Origin of the sequence: Hydrogenophaga pseudoflava (assembly GCF_004353865.1) — a bacterium.
GTDB lineage: Bacteria > Pseudomonadota > Gammaproteobacteria > Burkholderiales > Burkholderiaceae_C > Hydrogenophaga > Hydrogenophaga pseudoflava.
In genome coordinates, this window is record NZ_CP037867.1 from 4,568,144 (window position 1) to 4,582,596 (window position 14,453).

The 14,453-nt window shown below is 67.4% G+C and carries 11 protein-coding genes; 2 read left to right on the forward strand and 9 right to left on the reverse strand.

From position 1 onward, the window contains the following. Positions 1-119 precede the first annotated feature (119 nt). Both HPF_RS21990 and HPF_RS21995 read left to right on the forward strand, forming a co-directional pair. A complete protein-coding gene (locus tag HPF_RS21990) occupies positions 120-1,625 on the forward strand; it encodes an MFS transporter (RefSeq protein ID WP_133157832.1) in 1,506 nt (501 codons plus the stop codon). 4 nt (positions 1,626-1,629) lie between these two features. Beyond that, positions 1,630-2,415: a class II glutamine amidotransferase gene (locus tag HPF_RS21995; RefSeq protein ID WP_066156823.1), complete on the forward strand. Its 786-nt coding sequence runs from the start codon at positions 1,630-1,632 to the stop codon at positions 2,413-2,415. Here HPF_RS21995 and HPF_RS22000 read toward each other — a convergent pair. The 9 genes from HPF_RS22000 to leuS form a co-directional block, all read right to left on the reverse strand. After that, entirely contained in the window at positions 2,402-2,977 is a 576-nt protein-coding gene (locus HPF_RS22000; RefSeq protein ID WP_066156825.1) for a hypothetical protein, read from the reverse strand. The genes HPF_RS21995 and HPF_RS22000 overlap by 14 nt on opposite strands. Before the next feature lie 215 nt (positions 2,978-3,192). Continuing rightward, on the reverse strand, positions 3,193-4,140 hold the full coding sequence (gene gshB / locus HPF_RS22005) for a glutathione synthase (protein ID WP_133157833.1): 948 nt from the start codon (positions 4,138-4,140) through the stop codon (positions 3,193-3,195). Further along, positions 4,137-5,321 (reverse strand): benzoate/H(+) symporter BenE family transporter, encoded by a 1,185-nt coding sequence (locus HPF_RS22010; RefSeq protein WP_133157834.1) that lies wholly within the window; start codon positions 5,319-5,321, stop codon positions 4,137-4,139. Before HPF_RS22010 ends, gshB begins: the two co-directional genes overlap by 4 nt. 19 nt (positions 5,322-5,340) lie before the next feature. Next, complete coding sequence (locus HPF_RS22015) at positions 5,341-7,209, reverse strand: potassium transporter Kup (protein ID WP_127806752.1); 1,869 nt, start codon at positions 7,207-7,209, stop codon at positions 5,341-5,343. A 141-nt stretch (positions 7,210-7,350) separates the two neighbouring features. Then, the gene (gshA, locus tag HPF_RS22020) at positions 7,351-8,634 is read right to left on the reverse strand and encodes a glutamate--cysteine ligase (RefSeq protein WP_066156836.1); all 1,284 of its coding nucleotides are present in this window, start codon (positions 8,632-8,634) and stop codon (positions 7,351-7,353) included. Positions 8,635-8,739: 105 nt separating this feature from the next. Next, entirely contained in the window at positions 8,740-10,020 is a 1,281-nt protein-coding gene (locus tag HPF_RS22025) for a glutamate-5-semialdehyde dehydrogenase (RefSeq protein WP_133157835.1), read from the reverse strand. 21 nt (positions 10,021-10,041) lie between these two features. After that, positions 10,042-11,094 carry a DNA polymerase III subunit delta gene (gene holA, locus HPF_RS22030; RefSeq protein ID WP_133157836.1) on the reverse strand — a complete coding sequence of 351 codons (1,053 nt, stop codon included), beginning with the start codon at positions 11,092-11,094 and terminating at the stop codon, positions 10,042-10,044. Positions 11,095-11,098: 4 nt separating this feature from the next. Next, a complete protein-coding gene (locus HPF_RS22035; RefSeq protein WP_133157837.1) occupies positions 11,099-11,668 on the reverse strand; it encodes an LPS-assembly lipoprotein LptE in 570 nt (189 codons plus the stop codon). Positions 11,669-11,719: 51 nt separating this feature from the next. Then, complete coding sequence (gene leuS, locus HPF_RS22040) at positions 11,720-14,395, reverse strand: leucine--tRNA ligase (protein WP_133157838.1); 2,676 nt, start codon at positions 14,393-14,395, stop codon at positions 11,720-11,722. Positions 14,396-14,453 lie beyond the last annotated feature (58 nt).

Consider the following 14,453-nt stretch of genomic DNA (forward strand, 5'->3'; position numbering starts at 1 on the left):
GCGCCGGCCTGAGTGCCGCGCGCGGGTGCCGGCAATGTTACGCGGCATGCATGCGCGGCATGTCCCCGGCGACGCCGGGCACCGGCAAACCCGATAAGCTGCCGCCTGGACCCGCCCGCATGAACACACCACCCGACCCTCATTCCATCGCCGCCCTGCGCGAACGCCACGGGCCGCGCTACCGCTGGCTGCTGCTGCTCTCGGTGATGGTCGGCACCATGGCCTCGGTCATGTCCTCGACCATCGTCAACGTGGCCATCCCCGACATGAGCCACCACTTCGCACTCGGCCAGGAGCGCGCGCAGTGGGCCTCCTCGGGCTTCATGGCGGCGATGACGGTGTCCATGCTCACCACGCCCTGGCTGCTGACGCGCTACGGCTACCGCCGCACCTACACCGGCTGCATGTGGCTGCTGCTGGTCGGCGGCCTGGTGGGCGGCTTCGCACAGCACTACCCGCTGGTGCTGGCCGCGCGCGTGGCCGAAGGACTGGCCGCGGGCGTGGTGCAGCCGATCCCCGCCATCATCATCCTGCGCGCCTTCGACTCCCAGGAACAGGGCCGCGCCAGCGGCATCTTCGGCATGGGCGTGGTGCTGGCGCCGGCGCTGGGCCCGTCCATCGGTGGCCTGCTGGTCGACGCCTTCGGCTGGCGCTCCATCTTCTTCCTGGTCGTGCCGTTCTGCCTGGCCTCGCTGTGGATGGCGCGGCGCTTCGTGCCGACCACCGCCCCCGGCGGTGCCGCCCCCAATCCGCAGGGCGCCGCGCTGGACTGGCGCGGCCTGCTGCTGGCCACGGCCGGCACACTGTGCCTGCTCAACGGCCTGGTGGAGCTCAAGGGCGGCACGCCCCTCGCGGCCTTCGGGTTGCTGGGTGGGGCCGCGCTGGCGCTGCTGGTCTTCGTGGCACTGCAGCGGCGCATGCTGCTGGCGCGCACCCGCCACCCCGACCAGGGGGTGGACCCGCTGCTGAACCTCTCGCTGTTCCGCGACCGGCGCTTCGCCATGGGGAGCATCGTGGCCTTCATCTACGGCGTGGCGCTGTTCGGCTCGACCTACCTGCTGCCGGTCTACATGCAGATGGGCCTGGGCCTGTCGGCGTCGTTCGTCGGCACCATCCTGCTGCCCGCCGGCCTGGTGCTGGCCGTGACCATCGCCGTCGTGGGCCGGATCTCGGACCGCCAGCCGGCCCACCGCCTGGTGAGCATCGGCCTGCTGTTGCTGGCCTGCTCGTTCGCGCTGATGCCCACCATCGACACCGACCACCGCGCCCAGACCCTCACCCTGTTGGTGGCCTGGGCCATCCTGGGCCGGCTCGGTCTTGGCTTCATCCTGCCCTCGCTGAACGTCGGGGCGATGCGCGGTCTGGCACGTGCACAGATCCCGCAGGGCGCCAGCGCCATCAACTTCCTGCGCATGCTGGGTGGCGCCGCGGGGGTGAGCCTGTGCGGCATCGTGCTGGAGTGGCGAACCGCGGCGCACGGTCTCAAGCTGGTCCCGGGCAACACCGCGCCCGGCCACCTCGCGCCGTTCAACGAGACGTTTTTCATGGTCGCAGCCATTTGTGCGCTGGCCATCGGGGCCGCCGTGAAAATGCGTGCAAAAACCGGGAAGGCTGCCGGACAATAGTCGGATGTGCCAGCTGCTCGCCCTCAACTGCGCCACCCCGACCGACGCATCCTTCAGCTTTACCGGCTTCTGCCGGCGCGGTGGTGCCACCGACCACCACGCGGATGGCTGGGGCATCGCCTTCTTCGAGGGCCGGGGCCTGCGGCTGTTCATCGACCACGAGAGCGCGGCCAACTCGCGCATGGCCGAGTTCCTGCGCAGCTACCCGCTCAAGAGCAGGAACATCGTCGCCCACGTGCGCAAGGCCACCATCGGCGAGGTGAGCCTGGAGAACGCCCATCCCTTCACGCGCGAGCTCTGGGGCCGGCACTGGGTGTTCGCCCACAATGGCGACCTCAAGGACTATTTCCCCAAGCTGCACAGCGCGTTCCGCCCGGTCGGCACCACCGACAGCGAGCGCGCCTTCTGCTGGCTGATGCAGGAACTGGCCAAGTCGCACGCCAGCCTGCCCAGCGTCGAGGAGCTGACGCACACCCTGCGCGAACTGATCCCGCAGGTCACCCGCTTCGGCACCTTCAACTTCCTGCTGTCCAACGGCGAGGCGATGTGGGCGCACTGCAGCACGAAACTCCACTATCTGGTGCGCCAGTACCCGTTCTCCAAGGCCACGCTGATGGACCACGACTGGACGGTCAACTTCGCCGAGGTCAACCAGCCCGGCGACCGCGCGGCCGTGATCGTCACCACACCGCTGACCAGCGACGAGCAATGGACCGCGTTCGAGCCCGGGGAACTCAAGGTGTTCGTTGACGGCCTGCCTCAGGGCGGTGGGTCGCTCACAGAATCTTGAACAGCTTCTCGCGCAGCTCTGGCAGTCTGCGGGCACCGGCGCTGTGCCCCGCCATGCTGGTTTCCCAGTCGCGGTAAACCTTGCGCAGGCCTTCCGATCCCTGCGCCTGGAAGATGTTGGTGACCAGGGTGACGCGCATGTTCTGCCCGATGATGGCGTTGATCGAATTGATCATGAAGTTGCGCGCCATCTCGTTGTCCTGGGCGCTGCGGCTGTCCGCCGGCGGAAGCCCCGCCAGGTCTGCCCCGGTGTCGTCCGGCTCGCCTGCGGTGTGAGCCGCCGCCATCCGCTCATGGGACGCGGCCGCCCTGGACGTTGTTGCGGCGGGGGCCTGACCGACGGCTTCAATGCAACCCAGCTGCAGAAGCTGCTCCAGCACCTCTGCGATGTCGCCCTTGCCCACGAGGAAGACCGACAGCTCGTCGGCGGTGCGTTTGCCATCCACCAGCACCAGGGCGCGGCGCACGATCGGTGAAAGTCCCAGGTCGCGCGTCTGGATCTGCTGCTGGCCCAAGGCGGTCTTGGCAAAAATGGTGCGCTTCGTATCGATGTTCTCGGGCATGGTGTGCTGTTCGGATGCTTACTCTCCCCTGGCCCGCGTATTTGTAATGCAGCACCCACACCCTCGCAAGCCAAGCAAGACCGGGTTAACCCTTGTGTGCGTACTTTCTACCGATCGAATTTGTCACGATCGGCCGACTTCGGGACCAAGGGTTCTTGATGCATGACCGACGGCGGCCGGCATGCATTTGGCGCTAGCGATTTGGGTGCAAGGGCTCAGCGGCCCAGCGCATCGAGCAAGGCGTCAGCGAACATGGCCGGCACATCGAAGCCGGTCTGGTCGTGAATCTCCTGGAAGCAGGTCGGGCTGGTGACGTTGATCTCGGTGACCTTGTTGCCGATCATGTCCAGCCCCACCAGCAGCAGGCCGCGCGCCGCCAGCACCGGCGCGATGGCCTCGGCCACGGCGCGGTTCTCGTCGGACAGCGGCTGGGCCACGCCCTTGCCACCCGCCGCCAGGTTGCCGCGCACCTCGTTGCCCTGCGGGATGCGCGCCAGCACATAGGGCGCCACCTTCCCGCCGATCAGCAGCAGGCGCTTGTCGCCGTCCACGATCTCGGGCAGGTAGCGCTGCACCATCACGCTGGTGGCGCCGCCCTGGTTGAGCGTCTCGATGATGGAGCCGAGGTTCATGCCGTCGGCGCCGACTCGGAAGATGCCCATGCCGCCCATGCCGTCCAGCGGCTTGAGGATGATGTCCCGGTGTTCGGCGTGGAAGGCGCGGATGGCCTCGGGCGAGCGCGTCACCAGCGTGGGCGGCGCGAACTCGGCAAACTCCATCAGCGCCAGTTTTTCCGGGTGCTCGCGCAGCGCGGAGGGCCGGTTGAACACGCGCGCGCCTTCGCGCTGCGCCTGCTCCAGCAGGTGGGTGCAGTAGAAGAACTCGCTGTCGAACGGCGGGTCCTTGCGCATGAGCACGGCGTCGAAGTCTTTCAGCGATTCGACTGCCTCGCCGGTGACTGCGAACCAGTCGTGCGCGTCGCCGGTCAGGCGGATGCGGCGCACCGTGGCGTTGACGGTGCCACCGCTGCGCCAGCCCATGTGGCGTGGCTCGGTGGCGGCGATGGCGTGGCCGCGTTGCTGCAGCTCGCGCATCATGGAAAAAGTGGTGTCCTTGTAGGTCTTGAAGGACTCCAGCGGGTCGGCAACGAAGAGGATGTTCATGGTGTGTGCTTTCGGGCTCCGTACTGTTGCACAAACAGCGCCAGCGCGCCGGCGACCACGCCCCAAAACGCCGAGCCGATGCCGGCAATCACCACGCCGCTGAGCGTGACCAGGAAGGTGATGAGCGCGGCTTCGCGGTGGGTGTCGTCCTTGAGCGCCGCATGCAGGCCGCCACCGATGCTGCCCAGCAGCGCCAGCCCGGCGATGGCCAGCACCAGCTCCTTGGGGAAGGCCAGCAGCAGGCCGGTGACCGCCGCGCCCACCAGGCCGATGGCGATGTAGATCAGCCCGCAGGCCACGGCCGCGGTGTAGCGCTTGTCCTTGTCGGCGTGCGCCTCTTCGCCCATGCAGATGGCGGCGGTGATGGCGCTGAGGTTGAGCGCGTAGCCGCCGAAGGGTGTCAGCACCAGGGTGGCGACGCCGGTCATGGTGATGATCCTGGAGATCGGCATGTGGTAGCCCGCGGCGCGGATCGCGGCCACGCCCGGCAGGTTCTGCGAGGCCATGGTCACGATGAACAGCGGCAGCGCCAGGCTGACGAAGGCACCGAAGGTGAACTCGGGCGCGGTGAACACCGGCACCGCCCACTGCAGCGTGAGCGCACCGGCGTTGAACTGCCCGTTGGCCACCACGGTCACCACTGCCACCAGCAGCGTCAGCGGCACGGCGTAGCGCGGCAGGAAGCGCCGCCCCAGCAGGTAGGCCAGCAGCATCAGCACCACCAGCGGCAGCGCGGTCTGCGCCGCGGCGAAGGCCTGCAGGCCGAAGCGCGCCAGCACGCCTGCCAGCAGCGCCGACGCAATCGCCATGGGAATGCGGTTCATCACCCGCTCGAACAGGCCGGTCGCGCCCGAGAGGATGATGAGCACGGCGCAGGCCATGAAGGCGCCCACCGCCTGCGCCATCGTGAAGCCGCCGGCCAGGCCGGCCGTGGCCAGCACCGCGGCACCCGGCGTGCTCCAGGCCACCATGACGGGCTTCTTCATGATCAGCGAGGGGATGGCCGAACACAGGCCCATGCCCAGGCCCAGCGCCCACATCCACGAGGTGATGAGCTCGGGCGTGGCGCCGAAGGCCTGCGCGGCCTGGAAGACGATGGCGACCGAGCTGGTGAAGCCCACCAGCACCGCCACGAAGCCGGCCGTGGCGGCCGAGAGGTTCAGGTCACGGAAAAAAGACATCCGGCGATTGTGCCGGGCGTCAGATCTCGAGTTTCGAACCCAGCTCGATCACCGCATTGGCCGGCAGGTTCAGGAACTCGGCCGCCGCACCCGCGTTGTGGTGCATCTGCGCGAACAGCTTCTCGCGCCACAGCGCCATGCCCTCGCCCAGCGTGGGCACCACCAGGTCGCGCGAGAGGAAGTAGCTGGTCAGCATGGGCTCCAGGTCGCAGCCGCGACCGCGCATCAGTTCCAGCGCCTTGGGCACGTCCGGGTCGTTCTTGAAGCCGTAGTGGATGACGACTTGCCAGCAGTCGTGGCCCAGCGGCTCCACTTCCAGTCGCTTGTCCAGGCCGATCCAGGGGCGTTCGTGGCTGCGCACGGTGACGAACAGGTTCTGTTCGTGCAGCACCTTGTTGTGCTTGAGGTTGTGCAGCAGCGCGTTGGGCACGGTGCCGGTGTCCGCGGTCAGGAACACGGCCGTGCCGGCCACCCGCGTGGGCGGGTCCATGAACACGGCTTCGAGGAAGCTGTCCAGCTCGATCGCCTCGGCCTGCTGCGCCCGGGCCATCAGGGCCCGACCCTGTTTCCAGGTCATCATCAGCGTGAACACCACGCCACCGATCAGCAGCGGGAACCAGCCGCCCGCAAACAGCTTGAGCAGGTTGGAGCTGAAGAAGGCCAGGTCGACGATGAAGAACCAGCCGGTGGCGGCCACGCACAGGGCCAGCGGGTACTTCCAGCCGTAGCGGATGACAAAGAAGGTCAGCACCGTGGTGATGAGCATGTCCAGCGTGACCGCGATGCCGTAGGCCGCCGCCAGGTTGGACGAGGACTTGAACATCACCACCGCCAGCACGATGGCGGTGAACAGGCCCCAGTTGACGAAGGGGATGTAGATCTGCCCGGTGTCGCTGACGCTGGTGTGGCGGATGTTCAGGCGCGGCAGGTAGCCCAGCTGGATGGCCTGCTTGGTCACGCTGAAGGCGCCGGAGATCAGCGCCTGCGAGGCGATCACCGTGGCCATGGTGGCCAGGCCCACCAGGGGCAGCAGGGCCCAGTCGGGCGCCATGTTGAAGAAGGGGTTCTTCACCGCCTCCGGGTCTTCCAGCAGCAGCGCGCCCTGGCCGAAGTAGTTGATGGTGAGGCAGGGCATGACGATGGAAAACCAGGCCAGGCGGATCGGCTTCTTGCCGAAATGGCCCATGTCGGCGTACAGCGCCTCGCCACCGGTGACGCACAGCACCACCGCGCCCAGGATGATGAAAGTCGTGCCCGGCTGCTCCCACATGAAGCGCAGCGCATGGTGCGGGCTGAGCGCCCCCAGGATCTCGGGGTGGCCGACGATGTGTGGGACCGCCAGCAGGGCGATGGACAGGAACCACAGCACGGTGATCGGTCCGAAGAACCGGCCGATGCCACCCGTGCCGCGCTTTTGCACGAAGAACAGCGCGAACAGCACCAGCAGCGTGATGGGCACCACGTATTTCCTGAAGTGGGGCGACACCACCTCCAGACCCTCCACCGCGGACAGCACCGAGATGGCCGGTGTGATGACGCCGTCGCCGTAGAACAGCGAGGTGCCGAAGATGCCGATGGCCAGCAGCCACTTGCGCAGTTCGGGCTTGTCTTTCACCGCCTGCGAGGCCAGCGCCAGCATCGCGATCAGGCCGCCTTCGCCGCCGTTGTCAGCGCGCAGCACGAGGGTGACGTACTTGAGGGAGACGATGACCGTCAGCGTCCAGAAGACGATGGAGAGCACGCCGTAGACGTTGGCGTGGGTGAAGGGCACATGGCCCGACCCGAAAATTTCCTTGATGGCGTACAGCACCGAGGTGCCGATATCGCCGTAGACCACACCGATGGCGCCCAGGGTGAGCGCAGCAAGCGACGACTTGTTCGAGGACACAAAACCGTCCGGCCCGGGCGGGCCAGACCCGTTGTCTGGAAGACCGCGATTCTGCGCCCGCGCCCACCTGGCTGTCAGCCGGGAGATGGCCTCAAACGGACGGCCGGGCGCCGGATGTTGCGGCGCAACAACCGTCCGGCGTCAGTCGTAGGTTTCGGCCTCGGGGTCGGTGGCTTCGAGTTCGTAGGCGGCCGACAGCATGGCCAGCCGGCCGATCACCCCGTACATGTAGAAGCGGTTGGGCACGCTGGCCCCGGGTTTGGCACCCGGCTGCGGCAGCTGGGCGCTCTGCTCGAAGGCCAGGGGCACGAAGCTCGCGCCCGGGGCCGACAGGCTCTCGTCGGTGCTGCGGTCGGCGTGCACGCGGTAGAAGCCCCCCACCACGTAGCGGTCCATCATGTAGACCACCGGCTCGGCCACGGCGGCGTTGATGCGCTCGTTGGTGAGCACGCCTTCCTGGATGATCACTTCGCCGATCGCGTGCCCCGCAGTGGCCTTGGCGCGCGCCTGGAACCAGGCATCGTCCAGCTCCTTGGCGTCGCGCACCGTCAGCTGGCCCAGCGCCGCATGGCTGTTGTCGGCCTTGATGACGACAAAGGGCTTCTCGTTGATGCCGTATTCCTTGTACTTGCGCCGCACGCGCGCCAGCAGCGCGTCGGTGTTGCTGCGCAGGCACTCCAGCCCGCTCTGCTCGGCGAAGTTCACCGCGCCGCACTGGTTGAACATGGGCGTGATCAGCCAGGGGTCCATGCCCAGCAGTTTGCCGAAACGCTTGGCCACCTCTTCATAGGCCTTGAAGTGGTTGCTCTTGCGGCGGATGCCCCAGCCGGCGTGCAGCGGCGGCAGCAGGTACTGCTCGTGCAGGTCTTCCAGGATGCCCGGCGCACCGGCGGCCAGGTCGTTGTTGAGCAGGATGGTGCAGGGGTCGAAGTGCTTGAGGCCCAGGCGGCGCTTGCTGCGGATCAGCGGTTCGAGCGTGACCGACTCGCCGCCGGGCAGGTCGAAGGTGGTCGGTGCCTTGATGTCGTTGGACAGCGAGCCCAGGCGCACGTTCAGGCCGGCCTGGTAGAAGATGCGCTGCAGCTGCGCCAGGTTGGCCAGGTAGAAGGAGTCGGTGCGGTTTTCCGGCACCAGCAGCAGGTTCTTGGCCTCGGGGCAGATCTTCTCGATCGCCGCCATCGCCGCCTGCACCGCCAGCGGCATCATCTCGGGCGTCAGGTGGTTCCAGGCGCCGGGGTAGAGGTTGGTGTCGACCGGTGCCAGCTTGAAGCCGGCGTTGCGCACGTCCACCGAGGTGTAGAACGGCGGGGTGTGCTCCATCCATTCCAGACGGAACCAGCGCTCGATCACCGGCGTGGACTCGAGGATCCGCTGCTCCAGCTCGTTGATCGGACCGGTCAATGCCGTGACGAGGTGCGGAACCATGGGACAACCTTTGCGCGAAGAATAAGACGACCGCCCCATTGTAGGGACCGGCCAAGACAGCCAAAGGTCGGAAATGGGGGCGGCGGCCCGGCTTGCAAGCCCCGCTCAGGTGCGGATTTCGCCTTCGCCCAGCACCACGTACTTCAGCGAGGTCAGGCCTTCGACGCCGACCGGCCCGCGGGCGTGGAACTTGTCGGTGCTGATACCGATTTCGGCGCCCAGCCCGTACTCGAAGCCGTCTGCGAAGCGGGTGCTCGCATTCACCATGACACTTGCCGAATCGACCTCGCGCAGAAAGCGCTGGGCGTGCACGTGGTCGGTGGTGAGGATGGCGTCGGTGTGGTGGCTGGAATAGCGGTTGATGTGGGCGATGGCCTCGTCCACGCCGTCCACCAGCTTCACGCTGACGACGGGCGCGAGGTATTCCTCGCTCCAGTCCTGTTCGCTGGCGGTCGTCACATGGGCACCGGGCACGGCGGCCAGGATGGCCAGGGCCTCGGGGCAGCCGCGCATCTCCACACCCTTGGCGGCGTAGACGGCGCCGATCTTTGGCAGGAACTCAGCCGCCACGCCGCGCGCCACCAGCAGGCTTTCGGTGGCGTTGCAGGGGCTGTACTTCTGGGTCTTGGCGTTGTCGGCCACCTTCACCGCCATGGCGATGTCGCAGGGGTCGTCCACGTAGGTGTGGCAGTTGCCGTCAAGGTGCTTGATGACCGGCACCTTGGCCTCTGCGCTGATGCGCTCGATCAGGCCCTTTCCACCACGAGGAATGATGACGTCCACGTACTGCGGCATGGTGATCAACTGGCCCACGGCCGCGCGGTCGGTGGTGGGTACCAGCTGCACCGCGTCGGCCGGCAGGCCGGCGGCCACCAGGGCCTGCTGCACCAGCGCGGCCAGCGCGCGGTTGGAGTCGATGGCCTCGGAGCCGCCGCGCAGGATGCAGGCGTTGCCGCTCTTGATCGACAGGCTGGCGGCCTCGATGGTCACGTTCGGGCGGCTCTCGTAGATCATGCCGAACACGCCGATGGGCACGCGCATCTGGCCCACGCGGATGCCGCTGGGCTGCTGCTTCATGCCCATGATCTCGCCGATGATGTCCGGCATCGCGGCCAGCTGCTCGCAGCCCTCGGCGCAGGTCTCCAGCACCTTGGGGCTGAGCTTGAGCCGGTCCACCATCGGCTCGGCCAGACCGGCGGCACGGGCGCGCTCCAAGTCCTTGGCGTTCTCCACCTGCAGCGGCGCCACGTTCTCGCGCAGCAGGCGGGCCAGCTCGCGCAGCGCCTTGACCTTGGTCGCGGCGCCGGCCTTGGCCATGAGCGCCGAAGCGGCCTTGGCCTGGCTGCCCAGGGTGTTCATCAGTTCGGAGGTGGAAGTCGCGTTCATCACGCGATTTTCGCAGAGTGCCTACTTCAGCGCACAGGCATTGGCCACCCTCAGTGCCATGCGGTGCAGGGCGTCCCACGGATCGGCCGGCCAGTCGGGCTGCTTGAGTCCCTTGACGATACCGTCCACCGTGTGCGCATCCTGCAGCCACTGCGCCAACTGCGCGGGTCGGATCAGCGGCAGGGCGCGCTCCATGAGCTTTTCCTTGATGCCCCAGACCCGGTTCTCGCGCAGCGCCATGGGCAGCGGCCGGCCGGCGTCCATCGCGGCGCGCACCCGGTGCAGCGTGCGGATGTCCTCGGACAGCGCGAAGTGCACCAGCACCGCAGCCTCCCCCTCGGCCTGCAGGCCATCGAGCATGCGCTGCACCCGCAGCACCTGGCCGCCCAGCACCGCCTCGGCCAGCTTGAACGGCGTGTAGCGCGCCACGTTCAGCACCGCGTTCTCGATCTGCTCGAAGCTCAGTTCGCCAGCCGGATACAGCAGACCCAGCTTCTGGATTTCCTGGTGCGCCGCCAGCAGGTTGCCCTCGACCCGGTCGGCAAAAAACTGCAGCGTGCGCTGCCCTGCTTCTCCCGCCGGCACCCGCTGCCCCTGGGCCTGAAGGCGCTGGGCGATCCAGGCGGGCAGCGCCTGCCGCTCGACCGGGTCCACCCGGACGGTGACCCCAAAACTGTCCAGAGCGCCAAACCAGGCGCCCTTCTGCGTGGCCATGTCCAGCCGCGGCAGCAGCACCAGCGTGAGGGTCGAGTCGTTGTCCCGCGCGGCCTCGGCCACTTGCTGCAGCACCTGCGAGCCGTCCTTGCCCGGTTTGCCCGACGGGATCTGGATCTCGATCAGCTGCCGGTCGGCAAACAGGCTCATCGAACCGCCGCTGGCCAGCACCTCGCTCCAGTCGTAGTGGGCACCGGCCACGGTGTGCACGGTGCGCTCGGTGTAGCCCTGGGCGCGCGCGGTGGCACGGATCGCATCCGCCGCCTCCTGGATCAGCAGCGGCTCATCACCGTGCAGCGTGTAGAGGGAGCGCAGTCCCTTTTGCAGATGCCCGGCCAGCTGCGGGGCGGCAAGCTGCATGGGATCAGAGGGTCTTCACAGCGGCGAGCCGGCGCAGCACCTGCTGCACGATGTCGCCGTCCATGTCGCGGAACATCAGGTTCTCTTCGGCGGCCTTGGCCAGGGCCGCCGTTTCGCTGAAGCTGATGTCGCGCTCCAGCAGCAGCTCGGTGTCTTCGATCAGGATCTTTCCCGCCGGGGTCGTCAGCCGGAAACGGAACCGGGCGCGCAGGGTCAGTTCCCGCACCTGGCCGGTGTCGGTCTGGCCGGACACCACGCGCTCATGGCGGTCCAGTGTGACGATGAGCACCACCTGCGGCGGCACCGCGGCCTGCGCGGGATCCACCGGCGCCCGGGCGCCAGCCGACGAATTGACCACGCGCAGCCCCGACGACACCAGCGCCTGCTGCAGCGACCGGGACACCGAGGTGTTTTCAAAGCCCGCCACCTGCACCGACTCGAACGCGAACTTGGGCGCCTGGCGCAGCGCAAAACCGCAGCCCGTCAGACCGGCCAGAAGACCTGCCGAACCGGCCGCTGCCAGACCCCGCAGGGCGGCCCGACGGGCCGGTGATTTCAGGACAGCAGGGGCCATGGCTTGGGTTCTCGCTCGGTTGAAAGGGGACATGCGACGGGAATCGAAGTTTTATACCACCACGTTCACCAGACGGCCGGGCACCACCACGACCTTCTTGGGCGCAGCGCCGTTGGCGGCTTTCTGGAACGCCTCGCTGGCCAGCGCAGCGGCCTCGATGGCGGCCTTGTCGGCGCCGGCCGGCACGATCACGCTGCCACGGAGCTTGCCGTTGACCTGGAGGACCAGCTCGATCTCGTCGCGCTGCAGGGCCGATTCATCGGCCTTGGGCCAGGGCGCATCCAGCAGGTCGCCCGACACGGCTGCATAGCCCAGCCCGCTCCAGAGCGTGTGGGCGATGTGCGGGGTGGCGGGATACAGCGCGCGCAGCAGGATGCCGAAGCCCTCTGCCAGCGCGGCGTTGTCGCCCTCGCCGCCATCGCCCTTGAAGTCTTCCAGCGCGTTGAGCATCTTCATCGCGCCCGAGACCACGGTGTTGTACTGCATGCGCTGGTAGTCATAGTCCACCTGCTTGAGCACGGTGTGGATCTCCAGACGCAGCGCCTTGGCCGCCTTGGACAGGCTCTGTCCCGACACGCCGGCCGCCAGCGCACCCAGGCCACCGATGGCGCTGAGCTTGTGGCCGAACCCCCAGACGCGGCGCAGGAAGCGGTAGCTGCCCTCCACGGCCGCGTCGTTCCACTCCAGTGTGGCCTCGGGCGGCGCGGTGAACATGGTGTACAGGCGCGCGGTGTCGGCGCCGTACTTCTCGATCAGGTCCTGCGGGTCGACGCCGTTGTTCTTGGACTTGGACATGGTGCCCACGCCCTCGTAGTCGATGGCCGTGCCCACCGGCAGGTCACCCACCGCGTTCTTCAGCTTCGCGCCGACGATCTTGCCGCCTTCGTCGAGCACATGCTCCACGTCGTGCGGCCAGAAATACTCCTTGCCGCCCTTCTCGGTGCGGCGCGAGTAGATGTGGTTGAGCACCATGCCCTGCGTCAGCAGCTTGGTGAAGGGCTCGTCCACCTTCACCAGGCCCAGATCGCGCATGACCTTGGTCCAGAAACGCGCGTACAGCAGATGCAGGATGGCGTGCTCAATGCCACCGATGTACTGGTCCATCGGCATCCAGTAGTCGGCGCCGCCCGCGACCATCTTTTCAGAATTGGTCGGGTCGCAATAGCGCATGAAGTACCAGGACGAATCCACGAAGGTGTCCATGGTGTCGGTCTCGCGCCGCGCGGGTTTGCCGCAGCAGGGGCAGTCCACCTTCAGGAAGGCCTCGCACTTGTTCAGCGGGTTGCCGCTGCCGTCCGGCACCAGGTCCTCGGGCAGGCGCACCGGCAAGTCCTTCTCGGGCACCGGCACCGGGCCGCAGGACTCGCAGTGGATGATCGGGATCGGCGTGCCCCAGTAGCGCTGGCGGCTGATGCCCCAGTCGCGCAGGCGGAACGTGGTCTTCTTCTCGCCCAGACCCCTGGCGGCCAGCAGCTCGGCGACCTTGTCCACCGCGGCCTTGTGGCCCAGGCCGTCGAGTTCGCCGGAGTTCACGCACACGCACTTCTGTTTGTCGCCATACCACTCGGCCCAGGCGTCGGTGGAGAAGGTCTCGCCTTCGACCGCCACGACCTGCTTGATCGGCAACTGGTACTTGAGCGCGAACGCGAAATCGCGCTCGTCGTGCGCCGGCACACCCATGACAGCGCCGTCGCCGTAGCTCATGAGCACGTAGTTGCCGACCCAGACCTCAATCTGTGCTCCGGTCAGCGGGTGGGTGACGAACAGGCCTGTGGCCATGCCCTTCTTTTCCTGCGTGGCCAGCTCGGCCTCGGTCGTGCCGCCGGTCTTGCACTCGTTGATGAAGGCGGCCAGCGCGGGCTGCGTCGAGGCGGCGTGGTGTGCCAGCGGGTGCTCGGCGGCCACCGCGCAGAACGTCACACCCATGATGGTGTCGGCGCGCGTGGTGAACACGTACATCTTGCCGTCGCCGATCAGCGCGCCGTCGGTACCCTGGATGTCGTGCGTGAAGGCAAAGCGCACACCCTCGCTCTTGCCGATCCAGTTCTCCTGCATCAGGCGGACCTTGTCGGGCCAGCCGTTGAGCGTCGCCTTCTCATTGCCCAGCTGCACGTGGTTGAGCAGTTCGTCGGCATAGGACGTGATGTTCAGGTAATACCCGGGAATCTCACGCTTTTCGACCAACGCGCCGGTGCGCCAACCGCGGCCGTCGATCACCTGCTCGTTGGCCAGCACGGTCTGGTCCACCGGGTCCCAGTTGACGACCTGGGTCTTGCGGTAGGCGATGCCCTTGTCCAGCATCTTCAAGAACAGCCACTGGTTCCACTTGTAGTAGTCCGGAGAACAGGTGGCGACCTCGCGCGACCAGTCGATGGCCAAGCCCATCGCCTGCATCTGCTGCTTCATGTAGGCGATGTTTTCGTAGGTCCACTTGGCCGGCGGCACGCCGTTCTTGAGTGCCGCGTTCTCGGCCGGCAGGCCGAAGGCGTCCCAGCCCATGGGCATGAGCACGTTGTGACCGTTCATGCGCAGGTAGCGCGTGAGCATGTCGTTGATGGTGTAGTTGCGCACGTGGCCCATGTGCAGCTTGCCGCTGGGATAGGGCAGCATGGAGCAGGCATAGAACTTCTTCTTGCCGGCGTCTTCGGTCACGCGGTAGGCGTCGGTGGCGGTCCAGTGGGCGTGCGCTGCGCGCTCGACGTCCTGGTGGGCGTATTTGTCTTGCATGGGGCTGGGGCCGGGCTGGGCCGGCGTTCGGAAGGGGCAGCGGACTGCGTCGCCCCTG